Genomic DNA, 21,192 nt, shown 5'->3' on the forward strand with positions numbered 1-21,192 from the left:
GACAGCTTACCCAATAACGGCCGAGTCAGGCCAACAGCGGTTCGAGCGCCGCGCGCAGGTCAGCAGCCTTGGGCACCCCGCTGGTGCGGTACCGCTGATGCCCTCCGGCGTCGAAGATGAACGTCGTCGGCAGCGACAAAACCGAAAGACGCCGCGCCGCCGCCGGATTCGCGTCCATGTCGATCTCGACGTGCGCCACCGCGGGCAGCTCGGCGCATACCTGGTCGACTACACGGCGTACGCCTGCGCACGGCCCACACCATTCCGCGCTGAAATGCAGGATGGTCGGCCCGGTACTGGACAGCCCGAGGTCGGAGGTGTCCAGCTCGGTGGCGGCCTCGTCGGTGACCCGCAGCTTCCCGGCGCGCCGGGTCACCAGCCGGCCGATCACATACGCCACGCCCAGCGCGGCGATCAGCACCGCGATCACGGTGATCATGGAAGTGCTCATGTCTGTCTGAACTCGCTCAGCTCGACGGTTACTCCCTCGGCGATGCCCTCGATGATGATGTCGGAGCCGCGGGCGCCCTCACTGGTCGGCGCGATACCGAAGGGCAGTCGCTGTCCGGTGATGGTGCTGCTGAACTCTGCGAGCACCGCGGCGGTCTTGTCCTCGGGAACCGGCTGGTCGGCAGTGCCTGCGCCGGTGAGTACCCCGGTGGCGGTCATCACCAGCGTGCTGTGGTCATCGCCGGTGATGGACAGATCCACCGTGACGCTGACGCGCTTGTCGATGCCCGCTGCCCGGGGAGTGCCGGTGAAGACCAGGCCCTGGTTGCTCGATATGCCCGATTCGGTGGTGCCGCCGGTGGGATCGTTGGTCTCTCGGGACGGCGCCTCCACCAGCAGGTCGTCGATACCCATGAACCGCCCCACGTGGGTGGAATCGATGATGATGCGGCTCTCCAGCTTCCCGACGTGCATGGGGGCGTTCGGCCGGATGAGCCAGGACGCCTCGGTCAGGTTGATGTGGTGCATGGTGGCTTCCAGCGATGCCTTGCCGACCACGGGGTGGTCCACCCCGATCGCCCGCAGCTCCACCTCGTTGTAATGGTGCCTGCGGGCCTGGGTGATGAACGGGAATCCGAGGATCGCGGCGGTGGGGTCCCAGTTCAGGGCCGCGACTGTGCGCAGCGTGCGGGCCAGGCGGTATTCGGCGTAGATGGCGGCGCCGAAGTCGACGCCGACGGCCGCCACGACGAGCGCAAGCACGGTCGCGACGAAGCCGATCACCAGTTTCCGCACCGGCATATTGTTGCCCACGTTCGGACGGGCGCTTCTCGCGACGCGGCCGAACCGCAGGTAAGGCGTTATCGTTAGAAGACAAATGGCCGGTAACGGCCATGTGTCAGCCATGAATCCGGGTAACCACCTCCGACATCGGCGTCCGGGCGGTTCCGAAGTGATTCCCGGTGCGCCGGAGGACCTGTTGGATCTGCTGCTACTCACCCTCGACTCGCATCCGGAGTCTGTCCTGCCTTCCCTGTCGCTGCTGGCCCATAACGTGCGGACAGCGCCGACCGAGGTGTCCTCCCTGCTGGAGGCGGGCAACGCCGACGTGGCGATCGTCGATGCGCGGGTGGATCTGGCCGCCGCCCGCGGCTTGTGTCGGTTGTTGGGCACGACCGGGACGTCCGTGCCGGTCGTCGCGGTGCTCAACGAAGGCGGACTCGTCGCTGTGACCCACGAGTGGGGCCTCGACGAGATCCTGTTGCCGGCCACCGGCCCGGCCGAGATCGATGCGAGGTTGCGGCTGCTGGTGGGGCGCCGTGGTGGCGCGGCCAGCCAGGAGAACGTCGGCAAGATCTCTCTGGGTGAGCTGGTGATCGACGAGGGCACCTACACCGCGCGGCTGCGCGGCCGCCCGCTCGACCTCACCTATAAGGAGTTCGAGCTGCTGAAGTACCTCGCACAGCACGCCGGACGGGTGTTCACCCGCGCCCAACTGCTGCAGGAGGTATGGGGGTACGACTTCTTCGGCGGCACCCGCACCGTCGATGTGCATGTGCGGCGACTGCGCGCCAAGCTGGGGCCGGAGTACGAATCGCTGATCGGAACCGTGCGCAACGTGGGCTACAAGGCGGTCCGCCCGTCGCGCGGACGCGCCCCTGCCGTCGGGCACACCGCAGAAGACAGCGACGATGACGACGACGACTACTCGCCGCCGGTCGCCAAGGGTCCGCTGGCCGATCGGCTGTCCAGCCAGTGACAACGATCACCTGGCGCACGTCGTTGTCCGGCGGCGATCAGCAGCAGATCCGTGCGCTCATCGTGGCGGCGACCGAGCACGACGGGATCGCGCCGGTCGGTGATCAGGTCTTGCGTGAGCTCGGCCGTGACCGGACCAGGCATCTCGTCGCTGCCGACGGCGACGAGGTGATCGGTTACCTCAACCTGACCCCGGCAGGCGGTGACGACCCGGCGATGGCCGAGCTGGTGGTGCACCCGGATGCCAGGCGGCAGGGGATCGGGTCGCAGCTGGCTCGCGCGGGACTCTCCGCGGGCGGTCCCGGCGCCAGGATCTGGGCGCACGGCAACCTCGAGCCCGCCCGTGCCCTCGCGTCGGAATTGCGGCTGGTCATCGTCCGTGAACTGCTGCAGATGCGCCGTCCGCTGGCCGACCTGCCGCCGCAGCAAGAAGTGGCCGGCGTGACGATCCGGACGTATCAGGGTCCGCAGGACGACGCCGAGTTGCTCCGGGTCAACAACGCGGCCTTCTCGTGGCACCCCGAGCAGGGCGGTTGGACCGAGCACGAGATCGCCGAACGTCGCGACGAGGCGTGGTTCGACCCCGAGGGCCTGTTTCTGGCGTTCGGTACAGAACCAGAATCATCCGGACGCCTGCTGGGTTTCCACTGGACGAAGATCCACCCCGGCGGCCTGCCGGACGGCGCCGGTCTCGGCGAGGTCTACGTGGTGGGCGTCGATCCGTCCGCCCAGGGCCGCGGGCTGGGGTCCGCGTTGACGTTGACCGGGCTGCATCAGCTGGCGGCGGCGCTATCAGGGACTTCACAGCCTGTCGTCATGCTTTACGTCGAGGCAGATAACTCGGCGGCGGTGAACACTTACCGAAAACTCGGTTTCGAGGTAGCTGTTGTCGATGCGGCCTATGGGGCTTCGCAACGCGACTAGCAGTGAACACGCTGAACCTGTTCACCGTGCGTTCATATTCCATCACCACACCGTCCACTGCGGCCGCATACGTTGCCGGGGAGTCTGACGCCGTCAAACGAAAGTGGGATAAGTGAAGCTCAACAGCATCGGTAAGAGGGTCGGCACTCCGCTGGGAGTGTTCTTGTCTGCGACGGCCGTCGCTGCGCTGACGTTGACCGCGTGCGGCAGCGACAACAACAGCGGCACCAAGTCGACCTCGGCCGCCTCCGGCAGCGCTGCGGCGTCCGCAGAGTGCGGTGGCAAGAATGCGCTGACCGCCGAAGGCTCGACGGCCCAGCAGAACGCCATCGCGCTGTTCAACCAGGCTTGGGGCCAGGCGTGCCCGGGCAAGAACCTGTCGTACAACCCGACCGGCTCGGGCGCAGGGCGTGAGCAGTTCATCGCCAAGCAGGTCGACTTCGCCGGCTCGGACTCGGCGCTGAGCGGCGATCAGGTCAAGGCCGCCGCGGATCGCTGCGGCGGAAACCCGGCCTGGAACCTGCCGCTGGTGTTCGGCCCGGTCGCCCTGGCCTACAACCTCGAGGGCGTCGACAAGCTCGTCGTCAACGGCGACGTGCTGGCCAAGATCTTCCAGGGCCAGATCAAGAAGTGGAACGACCCGGCCATCGCGGCGCTCAACGCGGGCACCAATCTGCCGGACGTCGACATCAAGCCGGTCTACCGTTCGGATTCCTCGGGCACCACCGACAACTTCCAGAAGTACCTGTCCGCCGCCGCTCCGCAGGCGTGGACCAAGGGCGCAGGCAGCGAGTTCCAGGGCGGCGCAGGCGAGGGTGCGCAGAAGTCCTCGGGCGTGGTGCAGGCCGTGCAGAACACCCCAGGATCGATCGGCTACGTGGAAAAGGGCTTCGCCGACAAGGCCAAGCTGACCGCCGCGCAGATCGACAGCGGCGCGGGCCCGGTCGCGCTGACCAACGAGTCGGCAGCCAAGGCCATCGATTCCGCCAAGTTCGCGGCCGAGGGCAACGACCTCAAGCTCGACCTGAACTCGCTGTACGGCTCGAAGGAAGCGGGCGTGTACCCGCTGGTGCTGGCGACCTACAACATCGTCTGCTCCAAGGGGTATGACGCCGACACGTCCGCAGCGGTCAAGTCGTTCCTGACGGTCGCTGCCAACCAGGGCCAGTCGGGCCTCGGCGATGCCGGTTACGTCCCGCTTCCGGACGCCTTCAAGCAGCGCCTGCTCACTTCGGTCAACGCGATCGCCTAGTTCGCTGGCGCAATTATTCTGGTGAGGATGGATTTTCGATCGTATGACCGACAGGGGCCCGGACGGGACAACCGTGACAACACCTGATCCTGCCGACGCGGGGTCGGGCGAGGCCATCGCCGCGCCCACCCCGAAGGCAGAACCCATCTCCACCGATCCGTCCCGTGGGGCGGCGAAAGTACGGCTGGGCGACCGCGTTTTCCGCGGCCTGGCCGAAGGCTCGGGCATCCTGATCGTCGCGCTCATCGCGGCGATCGGGGTGTTCCTGCTCTGGCGGGCCATCCCGGCGTTGGCCCGCAACCAGGAGAACTTCTTCCTCTACGGCGGTAACTGGGTCACCACCAACACGTCGGCGATGCACTTCGGCATCCTCGACCTGCTGCAGGTGACCGTGTTCGTGTCGGTGTTCTCCCTGGTGCTGGCGATGCCCGTCGCACTGGGCATCGCGATCTTCCTCACCCAGTACGCCCCCAAGCGGCTGTCCAGCCCGTTGGCGTACATGGTCGACCTGCTCGCGGCGGTGCCGTCGATCGTCTACGGCGTCTGGGGCCTGTACGTCCTGGCCCCGGTGCTCAAGCCGTTGGCGGTGTGGCTCAACGAAAATCTGTCGTGGCTGTTCCTGTTCAAGACAGGCAATGTGTCGCTGGCCGGCGGCGGCACCATCTTCACCGCGGGCATCGTGCTGGCGGTGATGATCCTGCCGATCATCACCGCGGTGACCCGCGAAGTGTTCGTCCAGACGCCCCGCGGGCAGATCGAGGCCGCATTGGCCCTCGGCGCCACCCGCTGGGAGGTCGTGCGCACCACCGTGCTGCCGTTCGGCATGTCGGGCTACATCAGCGGCGCGATGCTCGGCCTGGGCCGCGCACTCGGTGAGACCATCGCCCTGCTGATCATCCTGCGCGGCACCCAGACGGCGTTCGGCTGGTCGCTGTTCGACGGCGGCTACACCTTCGCGAGCAAGATCGCCGCCACGGCAAGCGAATTCAACGACCAGTACAAGGCAGGCGCCTACATTGCGGCCGGCCTGGTGCTGTTCATCCTCACATTCGTGGTCAACTCACTGGCGCGCGCCGTCGTCGCCGGAAAGGGACGCTCATGACCGCGACACTCGACCAGCCGGTCAAGGCACCGGCGTTCCAGGGCGTCAGCGTTCGTCGCAAGCTCACCAATCACCTGGCCACCGTGCTTGTTTCGGCCTCCATGCTGATCGCGCTCGTGCCCCTGCTGTGGGTGCTGTGGTCAGCGATCGCCAAGGGGTGGAGCGCGCTGACCTCCCCGGTGTGGTTCACCAATTCTCAGTCAGGCATGACGGCGTTCGCCCCCGGCGGCGGTGTCTACCACGCTCTGATCGGCACGCTGCTGCAGGGCGTCGTGTGCTCGATCATCTCCATTCCGATCGGTGTCATGGTCGCGGTGTACCTCGTCGAATACGGCGGCGGCACCCGGCTGGGCAAGCTCACCACCTTCATGGTCGACATCCTCACCGGTGTGCCCTCGATCGTGGCGGCACTGTTCATCTACGCGCTGTGGGTGGCCACCCTCGGCTTCGGACGGTCCGGCTTCGCGGTGTCACTGTCCTTGGTGCTGTTGATGATTCCGGTGATCGTGCGGGCCACCGAGGAGATGCTGCGGATCGTCCCGATGGACCTGCGCGAGGCCAGTTACGCGCTGGGCGTGCCGAAGTGGAAGACCATCCTGCGCATCGTGATCCCGACGGCGCTGTCGGGCATCGTCACCGGCGTCATGCTGGCATTGGCCCGCGTGATGGGTGAGACGGCGCCGCTGCTGATCCTGGTCGGTTACGCCCAGGCCATCAACTTCGACATGTTCAACGGGTTCATGGGATCGCTGCCGGGCATGATGTACGACCAGATCTCCGCGGGCGCGGGCGCCAACCCGGTGCCGACCGACCGGCTGTGGGGTGCTGCGCTGACGCTCATCCTGTTGATCGCGGTGCTCAACGTTGCGGCCCGGTTGGTCGCCAAAATCTTTGCCCCCAAGAAGTTCTAGGAGCACACCCAATGGCCAAACGGCTTGATCTCAAAGACGTCAACATCTATTACGGCTCCTTCCACGCGGTCGCCGATGTCGCGCTGTCGGTGCAGCCGCGCAGCGTCACCGCGTTCATCGGCCCGTCCGGCTGCGGCAAGTCGACCGTGCTGCGCACGCTGAACCGCATGCACGAGGTCATCCCCGGGGCGCGTGTCGAGGGCTCGGTACTGCTCGACGGCGAGGACATCTACGGCGCCGGCGTCGACCCGGTCGGCGTGCGCAAGACCATCGGCATGGTGTTCCAGCGCCCGAATCCGTTCCCCACCATGTCGATTCGCGACAACGTGGTGGCGGGCCTGAAGCTTCAGGGCGTGCGCAACAAGAAGACCCTGGACGAGGTCGCCGAGCGCTCGCTCAAGGGCGCGAACCTGTGGAACGAGGTCAAGGACCGGCTCGACAAGCCCGGCGGCGGCCTCTCGGGCGGTCAGCAGCAGCGGTTGTGCATCGCCAGAGCCATTGCGGTGCAACCCGATGTGTTGCTGATGGACGAGCCGTGCTCGGCCCTCGATCCGATCTCCACGCTGGCCATCGAGGACCTGATCTCGACGCTGAAGCTGGACTACACGATCGTGATCGTCACGCACAACATGCAGCAGGCGGCCCGGGTGAGTGATCAGACGGCGTTCTTCAACCTCGAGGCCACCGGAAAACCCGGCAGGCTCATCGAGATCGATGACACCGAGAAGATCTTCTCCAACCCGAGCAAGAAGGCCACGGAGGATTACATCTCCGGCCGTTTCGGCTGACGTCCCTGCCGCTAGGGCGTCAACACCACCCGGGTTCCCGACGGTTCGCGGGCGGTCCACACCTGCTCGACATCGGCCAGCGGCCGGGCCTCGGTGCGCAGTTGCAGCTCGCCCGCGGCGACCATGGCGAACATCCGGGTGAGACCTTCGGTGCGGGCCCGCGTAACGGCCTCGGGCGACACGCTGCCGATGCCCACGCCGCACAGGGTGATGCCGTTGCCGCGCAGCACCCCGGCATCGAGTTCGAGCGTGGGGCCTGCCATCGAGCCGATCTGCACGAATCGCGTGGCGTGGTAGTGCGCCGACGGATGGCTCGCTGCCAGCGCCGCCAGCGCCTGCGCCGCGGGGTTGCCCCAGAGATAGTCGAGCACGGCGTCGAACGGCTGCTCGGCGTGGAGAGCCTCGACCCTGCCGGCGAGATCCTCTGTGCCGAGGGTGATCACGTCGTCGGCGCCGACCGTGCGCAGCCACTGCAGCCGGTCGGCGTCGCGGCCGGCGACCACCACGCGGCCTGCGCCGAACACGGACTTCGCGAGCTGCACGGCCGTCGCGCCGGTGACTCCGGTGGCGCCGAGCACCAGCACGTGGTCACCGGTTTTGACTGCGCCGGCGGCGGCCAGCGCGGTCCATGCGGAGATGCCCGGGTTGGGTAGGGCAGCAGCAGTCACGGAATCCAGCGTGTCGGGGATCTCGATGCCGCCGCTCGGGTCGATCAGGGTGCGTTCGGCCATCATGCCGTCGGGCGCGAGTGCGCCGGTGTAGACGCGACGCCCGTCGGCCAGCCGGGCCACGCCATCCACGCCGGGTATGGCGGGGAGCTGAATTTCCTTGCTGGCGTAGTGCTTTCCTGACACCAGCGCCCGGGTGAGATTGGTCAGGGCCGAGGCCTCGACGGCGACCACCTGGGCCCCGTCGCGGGGCTCGGGCTCGGGAACGTCGGTGTAGGTGGGTGCCTGGCCCCAGTGATCGACGACGGCGGCTTTCATGCCTGCTCCTATGGTTTCCGCAGATATCGTTTCCGTAGAAACCATATACGTGGCCGGGTCGAGATGGCAATATGGTTTCCGTGAAAACCAAGCTCGCGCTGGTCGACGACATCACCGCGCTGATCGGCGTGGTCGGTGACAGGTTCGACGACGGCGGCGACGGTGACGCCGAACGGGATTTCGTGGTCGACCGGTGCCCGGCCCGGCTGGAGCGGGCGCTGCGCGAGCTCCCCACGCTGAGCCTGCACCTGCTGGCCGACATCGCCGAGGGGCCGGTCAGTGTGGTCGGGTTGGCCGCGCGGTCGGGCAGACTCAAAGGCACGGTGTCCAAACACGTTCAGCGCCTGGTGGCCGCCGGACTGGTGACGCGGGAGGCAATTCCCGGCAACCGCAAGGAAATCGAGCTCAGCCTCACCGCCGACGGCGAGCTCGTGGCCGAGGTGCACCGGCAGATGCACACCGAGATGGATTCCGGCTGGCGCGATTTCCTGCTGCGTTACAGCAGCGCAGAACTGCAGGTGATCACCAAGGTGCTCGGTGATCTGGCGGCCGCCCGTAAGGTCGGCGTCCGGCTGGTGCCGGACTAGCCCCGGTTACTGCTGCTGCGGAATGGTCTCGCCGTCCGGGTAGACGCCGGTGACCTGGAAGATCACCCGGCGGGCCACCTCGACGGCATGGTCGGCGAAGCGTTCGTAGAACCGGCTCAACAACGTCACGTCGACCGCGGCGGTCACGCCGTACTTCCAGTCCCGGTCCATCAGCACGGTGAACAGGTGACGATGCAGATCGTCCATCGCATCGTCTTCCTCCTGGATCCTGGCGGCCTTCTCGGGATCGCGGGTGATCAGCACCTCGCGCGCGGCGTGGCCCAGTTCGACTGCTACGCGGCCCATTTCGGCGAAGTAGCCGTTGACCTCCTCCGGCAGGGCATGCTGCGGGTGGCGACGGCGGGCGATCTTGGCGACGTGCAGCGCCAGCGCGCCCATCCGGTCGACGTCGGCCACGATCTGGATCGAGCCCACCACCGAACGTAGATCGCCTGCGACCGGGGCCTGCAGGGCCAGCAACACGAATGCGGATTCCTCGGCGCGGGTGCTCAGCGCGCTCATCTGGTCGTGGTCGGTGATGACCTGCTCGGCCAGGACCAGATCAGCCTGCAACAACGCCTGGGTGGCGCGTTCCATCGCGGTACCCGCCAGCTCGCACATCGCGCCGAGCTGATCTGTGAGGGAATCCAATTGTTCGTGGTACTGGGTACGCATGCGACAAGATTAGGCTGTCAGTCGCTAGGTAGTCACGACGCTACCGGTGAACGGAGGGTGAATGCCCCTCGATTATTCGCAGGTGGTGTCGGCGGCGTTGGTGACGGTCAGATCCTGGGGCAGCTCGGTGTGTGCGGTGCTCGTGCCGTGCACCACGTTGACCTGCACCTCCGACCCGCTCGGCGTTGGCGCATTCACGTTGTGGAAGTCGGAGCCCAGCACCACCCGCACCACGCTGCCCATGCCGCTCACCCGCTCGATCGTCGGGTTGGCGAACGAGGACGCGACCGTGGCCGCGGCCTGCTCGTTACCGGGGGAGAAGAACACCGTGGTGGACGGCAGCGCCTCCGGATAGTCGTCCGGGCTCGACACGTTGAAACCGTGCTGCTGCAGCTCTTGGGCCGCGGTCGCGGCGAGCCCGTCGGCGCCGGTCGAGTTCGACACCCGGACCGTGACGTCCTGCGGGTCGGTGGTGACGGCGTTGACCATCTCCGCGGGCGCCGGGTCGGCCGGGGCGGGGGCCGTGGTCGCTGTCTGGGGCGCCTCCGACGACCGTGCGGCCGAGGTGCTCGACGGTGTGCTCCCCGGCACCGGTGTGTTGTCGGCGTTCTTCTCGCCCGGCAGCGGGTCGTCGTTGATGATCGCGTCGAACAGGGCGCGCATGTCATCGGTCCGCGGGGTCTCGTTGCCGCTTTCGTCGGCGTATCCGACGGTGGGCACCGTGACGAAGCTGATCCGGCCCGCGTTGACGCCCTGCACCGACTGTCCGAGGTCGACGAGGTCCTTGGTCTTGATGTTGTCGACGTAGCTGTCGCTGATGAACATGTTGACGACGTTGTTCAGCTTGCTCAGCGAGAAGAACGTCTCCTTGGAGATCAGCGAGCGCAGCAATGAGGACAGGAAAAGCTGCTGACGTTTGATGCGGCCGTAGTCGCCGTTGAACTCGGTGGTGACCTGGCGAGCCCGCACGTAGTTCAGCGCGGTGTGGCCGTCGACGATCTGGCGTCCGGCGTTGGGCAGCACCGTGCCGAGTTCGTAATCCTCCAGCGGGGTGGTGCTGCACACCTCAACGCCACCGACGGCGTCGACCATCTTGGAGAAGCCGGCGAAGTCGACGGCCATGAACCGGTTGATCGACAGGCCGGACAGCTTCTGGATGACCTTCACCAGGCACCTGGGGCCGCCGAACGCGAAGGCCGAGTTCAGCTTGGTCTCGGTGTACACCTCGTCCGGGCCGTAGGTCCCGGTGTCCTTGTCGTACAGCGGGCCGTACGTGGAGGTTTCGGGGTTCCAGGGCTCGCATTTGGTCGGTGTGATGGCCAGGTCCCGAGGGAACGACACGGCCACCACGCGCTTGCGGCTGGCCGGGATGTTGACCAGCATGATCGTGTCGGAGCGGGCGCCGCCGGCATCCTGCGTGTCGCCCGCACCCATCTGGGCGTTGTCGCCGAAGCGGCTGTCGATGCCGACGATGAGGAAGTTCTCGTCGCCGAACTGAGCATTGGGGTCCATGATGTCGCGCGAATTCGGGTCGAGCGCCGACACCTTGTTGAGCATGTTGTTCTTCGAGGACTGCCATTGCCACGCACCGCCGGTCAGGACCAACGCGAGCACGGCCAACAGCGCCGCGGCCGCCCGGCCGGCCAGCTTCACCCGGTGGTGGCGAGCCGGCACCGGCTCGATGATCTCGGTCAGCGGATCGGAATCGAGCGGTCGACCGACTGCGCGGGCGGGCAGCATGCGCGACCCCCGCCACGACCGACGGCCGGGCTCCGGCGAATCCGGATCGTCCTGCGGCTCGTCATCGATCACCACCGGGATGACCGTGGTCTCCGCCATGTCCTCGCGGTCCACCGGGTCTTCGACGTGGCCGGCGTCCTCGGGATACACCGAGTCCTCGACATAGCCCGGGTCCTCGACATATCCCGAGTCCTCGACGTAGCCCAGATCACCGGCGTAGACCGGATCCTCGGGGACGTCTCGCACGGCCTCGATCACCTCGGTGGGGTCGGGCCGCTCGGGCTCGGGAGGGGGTTCGTACTCGGGTTGGGGCTCGGGCTCAGGGTCCGACTCCGGCTCGGCTCGGTGCCGCGAGCGCCGTGGCACGGGAGCGTCGCCGGTGCGGGTCATCCTGGCGATGAGGTCGGCCACGGTGACACCGTCGGCGTGATTGCCGGTCGGCTCGTCGGGTGCCGGATCAGCACCGGTCAGATGATCTGCGCGTTCCCACGGCGCGGCGCCTGGCAATGGCTGCGGGGATCGGGTAAGCCATTGGTTGTCGCCGTCTTCTGCACGTCGCCGACGGCCGGGAGTGGCGTTGTCACCGTCACTCATGTCCCTACGGGCCTCCGACTCTGTGGGCGTGCGCGTCGGTGCGCATCAAACGTTTCGCGACGCGATAAGCGTCTCTAGCTGCAGTAAGTGTGGTTCCGGGCCCCGGCACCGGCCACGACCGAGCCCCCATCGTAACGAGAAGCCCGGGGTGTGGGCCAGCCAGAGGAGATGACGGAGTCATCTCGAAACCGGGTCGGAACGGCCACCGATCAGCCTCCCGAGTGCATCACGTCTGCGCCGAACGGCACCGCGCAGTCGTCGGGATCATCCAGCCAGCCCTCCGGCAGCGAGACCGACGCCGCTGAACCCTGACGGCCCCGCGGGCCGGTGGCGGCCTCCGGAAACGCCGTCTCGCCGTCCAGCTGGCGCAGCAGCTCGTCGAGTTCGGCGCGGGTCTTGACCAGCGCCAGACCGCGACGCAGCTCGGCGCCGGCCGGGAACCCGTGCAGATACCACGCGACGTGCTTGCGGATGTCTCGCATGCCCTTGTCCTCGCCGAAGTGGGCGCTGAGCAGCTCGCCGTGGCGTCGGACGATGTCCGCGACCTCGCCGAGCGTCGGCGGCGTGGGGGCGGGACGGCCGGTGAACGCGGCCGACAGCTCGGCGAACAGCCAGGGCCTGCCCAGGCATCCGCGGCCGATGACGACGCCGTCGCAACCGGTGGCCGCCATCATCGCGAGCGCGTCGTCGGCCTCGAAGATGTCGCCGTTGCCGAGCACCGGAACGCTGGTGACGTGCGCTTTGAGGGCGGCGATCTGCTCCCAGTCGGCGGTGCCGGAGTAGCGCTGCGCCGCGGTACGGGCGTGCAGTGCGACGGCGGCCGCGCCTTCCTCGGCGGCGATGCGGCCCGCGTCGAGGTGGGTGTGGTGGGCGTCGTCGATGCCGATGCGGAACTTGACCGTCACCGGAATATCGGTGCCCGCGACACCACGCACCGCGGCCGCGACGATCTGACCGAACAGGCGCCGCTTGTACGGCAACGCGGAGCCGCCGCCACGCTTGGTGACCTTGGGCACCGGGCAGCCGAAGTTCATGTCGATGTGGTCGGCCATGCCTTCGTCGGCGATCATCTTGGCCGCCCGGTAGGTGGTCTCCGGGTCAACCGTGTAGAGCTGCAGTGACCGCGGCGACTCGTCGGGAGCGAACGTCGTCATGTGCATGGTGACGGGATGGCGCTCGACAAGCGCGCGGGCCGTGACCATCTCGCACACGTACAGGCCGCTGACGGTGCCGGCGCGGGCGACTTCCAATTCGCGGCACAACGTGCGGAATGCGACGTTGGTCACACCGGCCATGGGAGCCAGTACGACCGGGCTGCGCAATGCGATCGACCCGATCTGCAGTGCAGACCGGGTCGACGTCGCAGTCGTGGGTGGCGATGTCATGCAGTCGACGACGACACCAGAAGGTTCTTCATGGCCTTCTTCTCGGCCATCTTGCGCTCACGCTCCAGGCGGCGCTCCTTGGCGACCTCGAACTTCTCGCAGGCGTCCTCGAGTTCCTTGACCAGGCGGCCGAGGTCGTCACGAAGGCGGGCGCCCTCACCGGTGAAGTCCTCACGCTCGAAGATGCGCCACTTCTTGAGCACCGGCATCACCACGTCGTCGAGGTGGATCCGCGGGTCGTAGACGCCGCCGACGGCGATGACCACGGCCTTGCGGCGGAAGTCCGGCACGGTGTAGCCGGGCATCTTGAAGTTGTCGAGCACCCGGTGCAGCGACGCCATCGCCTGGTTGGGGGAGATGTCCAGCCCGGCGGCGCTGACATCGCGGTAGAAGATCATGTGCAGGTTCTCGTCGCCCGAGATGCGCTGCAGCAGCTGGTCGGCGATCGGCTCGTCGCAGGCCTTGCCGGTGTTGCGGTGCGACACGCGGGTGGCGAGCTCCTGGAACGTCACGTAGATGACCGAGTCGAACAGGCTCTCGGCAAACAGGTCGCCCTGCTGGTTCTGGCCCGGGGAGAAGCCGCGCGTGACCTGCTCGACCCGCAGCTCTTCGAGCTCCACGGGATCGATGGCGCGGGTGACGACGAGGTAGTCGCGCAGCGCGATGCCGTGCCGGTTCTCCTCGGCGGTCCAGCGGTTGACCCACTGGCCCCAGGCGCCGTCCATGCCCATGTTCATCGCGATCTCGCGGTGATAGGACGGCAGGTTGTCCTCGGTCAGCAGGTTCTGCACCATCGCGGTCTGGGCGACCTCGGAAAGCTTGGATTGACCGGGCTCCCAGTCCTGTCCGCCGAGCGCGTAGTAGTTCTTGCCGTCAGACCAGGGGATGAAGTCGTGCGGATTCCAGTCCTTCCGCATCTGCATGTGCCGATTCATGCTCTTCTCGACGACAGGTTCGAGCTCCTGCAGCAGCTGCAGGTCGGTCATTTCCTTCGACATGGGTGCTCGCTTTCTCGTAACCATGTGTCCGAGTTATCTGTACCCGTTGGTTGCACTCAATATATCTGTGTATCCCGGTGACATTCAAGTTACTCCGGCTTGTGTCGCAGTGGCCTGCGCCACGCCCGGGATGGCGGTAGCATCCGTCAATACTTCACAGCAGACTCGGAGGTACGGCACAGGTGAAGAAGCTTTTCGTCGTCGGGGCAGGCTCGGCCATCGCGGCAACGGCGGCCATGACAACCGTCCTGTTCGGGGCCGGTGTCGCCGCCGCCGACGACTACGCCGGGCAGACCTACGCCGACGCGTCGTCCGCGGCCGGGGATGCGGGAAAGACCGTCAAGATCGCGGCCCGCGTGGGCGACACGTTGTCGGACGACGAGTGCATCGTGACGCGCTCGCAGACCTCTCCTTTCACCAGCGCCAACGACGGCGCGCACCGCAGCGACGAGGTGCAGTTCTATTTGAACTGCGCCGGTGCGTACGCGTCGGCAACCAAGCCCGGAGCCTCGGTGGCCAGCCCCGAAGGTCGGCAGGCCAAGTCCGCCGCCGATGCCGAGGCGGCGAAGGCCGAGGCCGAGGCGCAGGCTGCTGCGGATGCGTCTGAGGAGCAGGCGATCATCGACACCAGCACGCCCAACCGCTGACTCTTCAGAAACTGACGACGCGTCCGACCAGCATGTCGACGCAGTAGTCGATGAACTGATCGCGCGTCACCGGCAGTCTGTCGTTGAGATATGCGGTGAACAGCGCGGTCAGTGCGCCGATCAGGCTCGTCGCCATCATGGCCTGACGAACCGGATCGGCGATCCGCGTGAGCTTCTGCTGCAGCAGGTCGATGAAGCTCGGCATCCACTCAGCCCCTGAGCGGGTGAGTACGGGCTCCGATTCCGGTGCCAGCAGCAGGACGCGGCCGCGGGTGGGGTCGTCGACCATCAGGGCGACGAACCGCTCCACCGCTTCGCGCGGGGTGGCGGCGCTGGTCAACGTGGTCATCGCGCCTGTGCACACATCGTCGTACACCGCGCGCACGAACTCGTCGCGGTCGGTGAAGCTCTCATAGAAGTAGCGCTCGGTGAGTTCGGCCTCCCGGCATACGGCCCGCACGGTCAGGGCCGGGCCTTTGGCGCCGCCCAGCAATTTCACCCCGGCGGCGATCAGTTCGTCGCGCCGCAATTCGGCGCGTTCCCGCAGCGGGACACCCGCCCATCGGCGCGAGCGTTGACCGGACGGCACATATGCTCCTAAACTCTCGCTGACAACATGCGTAGTCAAAATCGCGTGAGACGACCGTTTCTGCTGGCAGAAAGTGCACTTGTGACTCAAGATACGTCTGAGACATGCCCGGTGACCAGCGCATCGCCCGCCGTTGCGGCGGGGTGCCCGATGGCGCCGGGAGGGTACGACGCGCCGCCGGTGCCGCTCGGTCCCGATTCGCTGACGTGGAAATATTTCGGTGACTGGCGGGGCATGCTGCAAGGCCCGTGGGCCGGCTCGATGCAGAACATGCACCCGCAGCTCGGCGCGGCCGTCGAGGAGCACTCGATCTTTTTCCAGGAGCGGTGGCCGCGGCTGCTGCGCTCGCTGTACCCGATCGGTGGGGTCGTATTCGACGGGGACCGCGCGCCGCTCACCGGCGCCGAGGTGCGCGACTATCACGTCAACATCAAGGGCGTCGACGCACAGGGCCGTCGCTACCACGCACTGAATCCCGACGTCTTCTACTGGGCGCACGCGACGTTCTTCGTCGGCACCATCATCGTGGCGGACCGACTGGCCGGCGGCATCTCCGAAGCCGACAAGCGGCAGCTGTTCACCGAGCACAAGCAGTGGTACTCGATGTACGGCATGAGCATGCGGCCCGTCCCGGAGACCTGGGAGGACTTCCAGGTCTACTGGGATCACATGTGCCGCAACGTGTTGGAGAACAACAAGGCCGCACGGGACGTGCTGGACCTGTCCGAGCTGCCCAAGCCGCCGTTCGCCTCGAAGATGCCGGACTGGATGTGGGCGCTGCAGCGGCGCTACCTCGTGCACCCGTTGTTCGTCTGGTTCACCGTCGGCCTGTACGACCCCGCCGTGCGGGAGCTGATGGGCTACACCTGGACCGAGCGGGACGAGCGTCGACACCGCTTGCTGGGCAAGGTGATCGGGCACGTGTTCAAGCTGGTGCCGAGGCGCTATCACCATCATCCGAGGGCTCGCGCCGGCTGGGACCGTGCCGCGGGCCGGATTCCGGCCGATGCGCCCTTGGTGCACACCCCGGCTCGGAATCTGCCGCCGGTCGGGCACCGCGACAACGGGATGCATTACAGCCCGGCCGTGTGACCGCTTCCGGCTGCGTCAGCGGCCTGCCTCAGCGGCCGACGAGCGAGCGGTACTGCGGGCAGTAGACGTCGACCGCACCCCAGATGAGGTTGACGGCACCACCCTTCTGCAGACCACTCGCGGTGAGCTGACCGAGGATGCTGCGTACCGTGCGCGCGGGCTCGATCTTGCCCGCCGCGACCTTGTCACAGATCCCGTGACCGGCCTGCACGGCCTGCTCGGGGGACTCCATCGGGACGTTGAGCTGTTTGACGATGTCGAGGAACCTCGCGTCGTCGGCCGGGTCCGCGTGGGCCGGGGCGATCCCGAACGCCATGGCGGCGACGAGCGCGCCTGCGCCGACCGATGTGGCGATGGCCCGGGTGGGCCGCCGGGACAACATAGGGCGCTCCTCCGATTTTCAACTACCGACCCTGAGGACAAACCCTACGTTAGCTGCCCGCGGCCACGCGTAGCGCCTGACAGCTGGATGGGTGTGTCACAGTTGACCGGTGAAGTACGGGCAGGGTTGGGAACCGAAGCCGGTCGATTGGACCTCGACGCGTGGCCGGATCCTGCTGGCGGCGTCGGTCCTGTTCGCTCAGCGCGGCTATTTCGGCACCTCGACGCGAGACATCGCCGAGGCCGTCCAGATCCGGCAACCTTCGCTGTTTCACCACTTCCAGGCCAAGCACGAGATCTTTCGGGCGTTGATCGAACTCGACCTCGGTCCGTCCATCGACCGGATGAACCAACGGCTGAACGAAGATTCGACTTGGGCCGAGAAGTTGCACCTCGCCATCGCGTGCGACGTCCGGGAGATCCTGTTGCAGCCGTTCGACGCGCGGGGGCTCTACCAGGATGCTGTTCTCGCCCTGGACGACTTCGAGGCCGAACGCGAAGGCATTGCACTGTTTCACGATCAGGTCGAGCGCGTGATCGACGGCGGCCGCCGCGCAGGCGAATTCGTCTCCTTCGAACCAAGTTTCGTGCTGCGGGCCATCAACGGCATGCTGTTCGAGACGCTGCGCGAACAGGGCGGGCCGTCCGGGCAGATGCGGCATGAACGTCCCCTGCAGGCAGCGGACTTCGTCCTGCGTTCACTGCTGGTCGACCAGTCGCGATTGGCGGGTATCCGAGAAGTGACGAGCACCCGGCTGCACGATATGGAACTGGCCAGGGCCAACTAGCCACCTACCCGGTCAACTCCCGAGCTGTTCCAGCACCCCGGGCTCGCGCCACCGCGTGCTCGGAATGCTGGCCTTCAGGCGCCGGGTGTACGGCTCCCGCGGAGCGTTCAGAACCTGTTCGGTACTGCCCCATTCGACGATCCGGCCGCGATGCATGACGACGACGTCGTCGGTCAGCTGACGCACCACGCCCAGGTCGTGCGAGATCAGCAGGTAGGCCGTGCCCAGCTCGTCGCGCAGGTCGGCAAGCAGGTTGAGGATCTGGGCCTGAATCGAGATATCCAGTGCCGCAACGGCTTCGTCGAGGATGACGATACGGGCCTCGACAGCAAGGGCGCGGGCGATCGCGACCCGCTGGCATTGGCCACCGGACAGTTCCCGTGGTGTGCGATCCAGCTGTGCCGTCGAGAGACCGACCAGGTCGGCGAGCTTCCCGATGCGGTCGGCCCGCGACGTTCCGTCGGCAGGTGGATGCAGCCGCAGCACCTCGTCGAGGCAGGCCCGCACGGTCGAGCGTGGGTCGAGAGAACCGTACGGGTCTTGATAAACCATCTGCATCATGCGGGCGCGCCGTAATCGTTCGCGTTGCCGGTGCGCGGGGCGGGTCAGATCTTCGCCGAGCACCTTCACCGTCCCCGCGGTCGCTGTCTCGAGACCCATGATGATGCGCGCCAGAGTGGTCTTGCCCGAACCGGATTCACCGACGATGCCGAGATCGCGGCCGGCGGTCATCCGGCACGAGACCCCGTCGACGGCGAGGGTGTCGACGCCACGGCGGCTGAAGATCCGCGATACGTCGGTCACCTCGATCAGGGTTTGCGGTTCGGTGCTGTCGGTCATGGGGAGGTTTCCTCCAGGACGGATCCGAAGGCTTCGCGGTCAGCGGGTGTGATGACCGGAAGCCGGTGCGGGCGTTCGTCCACCGACGGCCGGGAACGCAGAAGTGCCACGGTGTAGGGGTGTTTGGCGTCGGTGTGCAGGCGATCGGCCTCGATTTGTTCGACGATGCGTCCGCGGTACATCACGCACACGCGGTCACACAGTGCGCCGGCCAGTTCCAGGTCGTGCGTGATGAACACCAGGCCCAGGTCACGGTCGCGGCACGCCGTTCGCAGGATCGCCGCAACCTCGGCCTGCCGGGTCACATCCAGGGCCGTGGTGGCTTCATCGGCCAGCAACAACCGGGGATCGGTGGACAGCGCCGCCGCGATCACTGCGCGCTGCAGCATGCCCCCGGAGAACTGGTGCGGGTACTCGTCGAGCCTGCGATCGGGCTCGGGAATGCCCACCTCGGTGAACAATTCGACGGCCCGGGCCCTGGCCGCCGCACGCGACATCCGGCGGTTCACGCGCAGCGCCTCCGTGACGTACTCGCCGACGCGGGCCACCGGGTTGACCGCAGCCCGAGGATCCTGGAACACCATGCCGAGGTCGACGTCACGGAACCGGTTGAGCTCACGCGTGCCGAGCGTGAGTACGTCGCGGTCGTCGAACAGGATCCTGCCGGTGACCGTCGCGCGCTCTGGCAAGAGTCGCGCAATTGCGTTGGCGGTGGTGCTCTTGCCTGATCCGGATTCGCCGATGAAGCCGACGATCTCGCCGCGGTCGACAGTGAACGACACCTCGTCGATGGCGCGGGTCCCGTCCGGCATGGTCACGGCGAGGCGGTCGACCTCCAGGAGATGGCTCATCGACGCTCTCCGTTCAGACTGACACGATCGGCGATCCGGTCGCCCAGCAAGGACACGCACGTCACGATGACAACCAGGGCGGCACCCGCGAAAAGTGCCTCTTCCCAATAGCCCTGGATGAGACCGCGCTGCCCTTCAGCGACCATCAGGCCCCAGTCGGAGTCGGGTGGCTGCACCCCGAGACCGAGGTAGGACAGAGCCGCCAGATCGACCAGCGCGTAACCGAAGCAGATCGTGGATTGGGCCAGCGCGGTGGGGAGCACCGCGCGCAGCAGGTGCCGGGTCGCGATGCGCCATCGCGACTGACCGAGTGTCACCAGCGCGGTGACGTAGGGCAGGGTCAGTTCTCCGATGGCGACGCTACGCACGATGCGCGCCACGAACGGGATGTAGGAAACCGACAGCGCCAGAACGGCTGTCGTGAAACCGGGGCTCAACACCGACACCGCGAGGATGGCCAGCAGCAGGCCGGGGAAGGCAAACCCGACGTCGAACAACCTGCTGAGCCCGCGGTCGACCCAGCCACCGCTCATGGCGGCCGTCAAAGCGAGGGCCGTTCCGAGCGCTGCCGAGATCAGCACCACGAGTGTCGGGCCCAGCAGGCTGGTCCGAGCTCCGTCGATCAACCGGCTCAGGATGTCGCGGCCCGAGCCGTCGGTGCCCAGGAGTGCACCGGCTCCGCTCGGGCGGTAGGTGTTGGAGAAGTCGACCACCGCGGGATCTGCCGGGGTCACCCAGGGCGCACACAGCGCGATGACCGCAACGCCGCCGACGATGACGGCCGCGGCGATTCCCAACGTGCCCAGGCTGTCCCGCCGCTTGTCAGGAACGCGGCGGCGACGCAGCGTCTCGAACAAGACGGCGGTCATGCTTCGATTCCGAAGCGGTTGCGCACCCTGGGGTCGATCACTACCTGGAGCACGTCGACGGCGAGAACGACCACGACGATGACGGTGATCAGCACCAGTGAGACGGCTTGAACCACGGCGAAGTCCTTCTTGGCGACAGCTTCGGTGAGCAGCGACCCGATGCCGTCGAGCGCGAAGGCGCGTTCGACGACCACCGATCCGACGACGAGGCTCGTGAGCGTCAGCCCCACGACGGTGGCAACAGGGGTAAGGCCGTTGCGCAGAATGTGTTTGGTGATGATCGTGCGGCGTGGCAGCCCGCGGGCCACGGCCGAGCGCACATGGTCGCGGGCCGCCTCTTCGCGCAGCGCAGCACGGGTCACCCGGATGACGTAGGACCCGGATGCCAGCGTCAACGCCAGCACCGGGAGCGTCAGGTGGTAGAGCCGATCGGCCACGCCCTCGCCCGATCCGAAGGTGGGGAACCACCGCAGCGTCACCGAGAACGTGAAGATGAGTACCGCTGCCGCAACGAAACTCGGCACCGCCACGCCCACCGACGTCAGCCCCAGGATCACGTCGCTGACAGCGCGCCGTGCCAGCGCGGCGACGATGCCAAGGCCGATACCCACCACGACGATGACCACCATCGAGTACGCCACCAGGCTCGTCGTGGTGATGAGCCGCGGGCCGAGCAGGTTCGACACGTCGTCACGGTAGGTGATCGATTGCCCGAACTGACCGGACAGCACGTCTCCGAGCCAACTGAACCAGCGGGTGAAGAACGGATCGTCGAGGTGGTAGTGCTCACGCAGCGCTGCAATCGCCTCGGGGGACAGGGTCCGGTTACCGATCAGGTAGGCGAGCGGATCGCCGGGCGCCAGGTAGAGCGCGCCGAAGATCAGCAACGACGACAACAGCAGCGTCACTACACCTTCGGCCAGCCGGATGGCGATGAACCGGATCATCCCCATCCCTGCTTTGTCCTCCTCGCGTGCGGCCGCAT

Annotated in this window: 23 protein-coding genes; 10 read left to right on the forward strand and 13 right to left on the reverse strand. The window is 67.0% G+C overall.

Annotated elements, in window-relative coordinates; translation table 11 throughout:
- Positions 1-25: 25 nt before the first annotated feature.
- A complete protein-coding gene (locus BST13_RS23005) occupies positions 26-451 on the reverse strand; it encodes a thioredoxin family protein (RefSeq protein ID WP_083166328.1) in 426 nt (141 codons plus the stop codon).
- The gene (gene lmeA / locus BST13_RS23010) at positions 448-1,251 is read right to left on the reverse strand and encodes a mannan chain length control protein LmeA (protein ID WP_170064315.1); all 804 of its coding nucleotides are present in this window, start codon (positions 1,249-1,251) and stop codon (positions 448-450) included. Before lmeA ends, BST13_RS23005 begins: the two co-directional genes overlap by 4 nt.
- Positions 1,252-1,426: 175 nt before the next feature.
- On the opposite strand from lmeA, the gene BST13_RS23015 reads away from it, so the two are divergent.
- The 6 genes from BST13_RS23015 (at position 1,427) to pstB (ending at position 7,185) form a co-directional block, all read left to right on the forward strand.
- A complete protein-coding gene (locus tag BST13_RS23015) occupies positions 1,427-2,209 on the forward strand; it encodes a winged helix-turn-helix transcriptional regulator (protein WP_170064316.1) in 783 nt (260 codons plus the stop codon).
- The gene (gene mshD / locus BST13_RS23020; protein WP_083166330.1) at positions 2,206-3,132 is read left to right on the forward strand and encodes a mycothiol synthase; all 927 of its coding nucleotides are present in this window, start codon (positions 2,206-2,208) and stop codon (positions 3,130-3,132) included. Before BST13_RS23015 ends, mshD begins: the two co-directional genes overlap by 4 nt.
- Positions 3,133-3,244: 112 nt before the next feature.
- Complete coding sequence (gene pstS, locus BST13_RS23025) at positions 3,245-4,384, forward strand: phosphate ABC transporter substrate-binding protein PstS (protein WP_083166331.1); 1,140 nt, start codon at positions 3,245-3,247, stop codon at positions 4,382-4,384.
- 43 nt (positions 4,385-4,427) lie between these two features.
- Positions 4,428-5,486 (forward strand): phosphate ABC transporter permease subunit PstC, encoded by a 1,059-nt coding sequence (gene pstC, locus BST13_RS23030; protein ID WP_083166332.1) that lies wholly within the window; start codon positions 4,428-4,430, stop codon positions 5,484-5,486.
- The gene (pstA, locus tag BST13_RS23035; protein WP_083166333.1) at positions 5,483-6,397 is read left to right on the forward strand and encodes a phosphate ABC transporter permease PstA; all 915 of its coding nucleotides are present in this window, start codon (positions 5,483-5,485) and stop codon (positions 6,395-6,397) included. Before pstC ends, pstA begins: the two co-directional genes overlap by 4 nt.
- 11 nt (positions 6,398-6,408) lie before the next feature.
- Positions 6,409-7,185, forward strand: a complete 777-nt coding sequence (pstB, locus tag BST13_RS23040; protein WP_083166334.1) for a phosphate ABC transporter ATP-binding protein PstB — start codon at positions 6,409-6,411, stop codon at positions 7,183-7,185.
- An 11-nt stretch (positions 7,186-7,196) separates the two neighbouring features.
- On the opposite strand, the gene BST13_RS23045 is transcribed toward pstB, so the two are convergent.
- Positions 7,197-8,171, reverse strand: coding sequence for a quinone oxidoreductase family protein (locus BST13_RS23045; RefSeq protein WP_083166335.1), 975 nt, complete (start codon positions 8,169-8,171; stop codon positions 7,197-7,199).
- A gap of 80 nt (positions 8,172-8,251) precedes the next feature.
- Here BST13_RS23045 and BST13_RS23050 point away from each other — a divergent pair, with 80 nt between their 5' ends.
- A complete protein-coding gene (locus tag BST13_RS23050) occupies positions 8,252-8,758 on the forward strand; it encodes a MarR family winged helix-turn-helix transcriptional regulator (protein ID WP_083166359.1) in 507 nt (168 codons plus the stop codon).
- A 6-nt stretch (positions 8,759-8,764) separates the two neighbouring features.
- Here BST13_RS23050 and phoU read toward each other — a convergent pair whose 3' ends face one another.
- The 4 genes from phoU to BST13_RS23070 form a co-directional block, all read right to left on the reverse strand.
- Positions 8,765-9,433: a phosphate signaling complex protein PhoU gene (gene phoU / locus BST13_RS23055; protein WP_083166336.1), complete on the reverse strand. Its 669-nt coding sequence runs from the start codon at positions 9,431-9,433 to the stop codon at positions 8,765-8,767.
- A 72-nt stretch (positions 9,434-9,505) separates the two neighbouring features.
- Positions 9,506-11,767 (reverse strand): LCP family protein, encoded by a 2,262-nt coding sequence (locus BST13_RS23060; protein WP_083166337.1) that lies wholly within the window; start codon positions 11,765-11,767, stop codon positions 9,506-9,508.
- 209 nt (positions 11,768-11,976) lie between these two features.
- On the reverse strand, positions 11,977-13,152 hold the full coding sequence (gene dusB / locus BST13_RS23065) for a tRNA dihydrouridine synthase DusB (RefSeq protein ID WP_095533672.1): 1,176 nt from the start codon (positions 13,150-13,152) through the stop codon (positions 11,977-11,979).
- Positions 13,149-14,150, reverse strand: coding sequence for an acyl-ACP desaturase (locus tag BST13_RS23070; RefSeq protein WP_083166338.1), 1,002 nt, complete (start codon positions 14,148-14,150; stop codon positions 13,149-13,151). The genes dusB and BST13_RS23070 overlap by 4 nt, the downstream gene beginning before the upstream one ends.
- 182 nt (positions 14,151-14,332) lie before the next feature.
- Between BST13_RS23070 and BST13_RS23075 the strand changes: the two genes are divergently transcribed.
- Positions 14,333-14,797 carry a hypothetical protein gene (locus BST13_RS23075; protein ID WP_083166339.1) on the forward strand — a complete coding sequence of 155 codons (465 nt, stop codon included), beginning with the start codon at positions 14,333-14,335 and terminating at the stop codon, positions 14,795-14,797.
- Between the two features lie 4 nt (positions 14,798-14,801).
- Here the strand turns inward: BST13_RS23075 and BST13_RS23080 are convergent, their stop codons facing one another.
- Positions 14,802-15,386 carry a TetR/AcrR family transcriptional regulator gene (locus BST13_RS23080; protein ID WP_083166340.1) on the reverse strand — a complete coding sequence of 195 codons (585 nt, stop codon included), beginning with the start codon at positions 15,384-15,386 and terminating at the stop codon, positions 14,802-14,804.
- An 81-nt stretch (positions 15,387-15,467) separates the two neighbouring features.
- Here BST13_RS23080 and BST13_RS23085 point away from each other — a divergent pair, with 81 nt between their 5' ends.
- Positions 15,468-16,478: an oxygenase MpaB family protein gene (locus BST13_RS23085; protein ID WP_083166341.1), complete on the forward strand. Its 1,011-nt coding sequence runs from the start codon at positions 15,468-15,470 to the stop codon at positions 16,476-16,478.
- Between the two features lie 28 nt (positions 16,479-16,506).
- Here BST13_RS23085 and BST13_RS23090 read toward each other — a convergent pair whose 3' ends face one another.
- On the reverse strand, positions 16,507-16,860 hold the full coding sequence (locus tag BST13_RS23090) for a DUF732 domain-containing protein (RefSeq protein WP_083166342.1): 354 nt from the start codon (positions 16,858-16,860) through the stop codon (positions 16,507-16,509).
- A gap of 109 nt (positions 16,861-16,969) precedes the next feature.
- Here BST13_RS23090 and BST13_RS23095 point away from each other — a divergent pair, with 109 nt between their 5' ends.
- Positions 16,970-17,647: a TetR/AcrR family transcriptional regulator gene (locus BST13_RS23095; RefSeq protein ID WP_083166343.1), complete on the forward strand. Its 678-nt coding sequence runs from the start codon at positions 16,970-16,972 to the stop codon at positions 17,645-17,647.
- Positions 17,648-17,659: 12 nt separating this feature from the next.
- Here BST13_RS23095 and BST13_RS23100 read toward each other — a convergent pair whose 3' ends face one another.
- Genes BST13_RS23100 through BST13_RS23115 form a run of 4 tightly spaced genes read right to left on the reverse strand, consistent with a single transcriptional unit; the run spans position 17,660 to position 21,154 of the window.
- Positions 17,660-18,487 carry an ABC transporter ATP-binding protein gene (locus BST13_RS23100; protein ID WP_083166344.1) on the reverse strand — a complete coding sequence of 276 codons (828 nt, stop codon included), beginning with the start codon at positions 18,485-18,487 and terminating at the stop codon, positions 17,660-17,662.
- Complete coding sequence (locus tag BST13_RS23105; RefSeq protein ID WP_083166345.1) at positions 18,484-19,338, reverse strand: ABC transporter ATP-binding protein; 855 nt, start codon at positions 19,336-19,338, stop codon at positions 18,484-18,486. Before BST13_RS23105 ends, BST13_RS23100 begins: the two co-directional genes overlap by 4 nt.
- Positions 19,335-20,207 carry an ABC transporter permease gene (locus BST13_RS23110; protein ID WP_083166346.1) on the reverse strand — a complete coding sequence of 291 codons (873 nt, stop codon included), beginning with the start codon at positions 20,205-20,207 and terminating at the stop codon, positions 19,335-19,337. Before BST13_RS23110 ends, BST13_RS23105 begins: the two co-directional genes overlap by 4 nt.
- Entirely contained in the window at positions 20,204-21,154 is a 951-nt protein-coding gene (locus BST13_RS23115) for an ABC transporter permease (protein WP_211296162.1), read from the reverse strand. The genes BST13_RS23110 and BST13_RS23115 overlap by 4 nt, the downstream gene beginning before the upstream one ends.
- Positions 21,155-21,192 lie beyond the last annotated feature (38 nt).

Origin of the sequence: Mycobacterium aquaticum, assembly GCF_002086485.1 — a bacterium.
Lineage (GTDB): Bacteria > Actinomycetota > Actinomycetes > Mycobacteriales > Mycobacteriaceae > Mycobacterium > Mycobacterium aquaticum.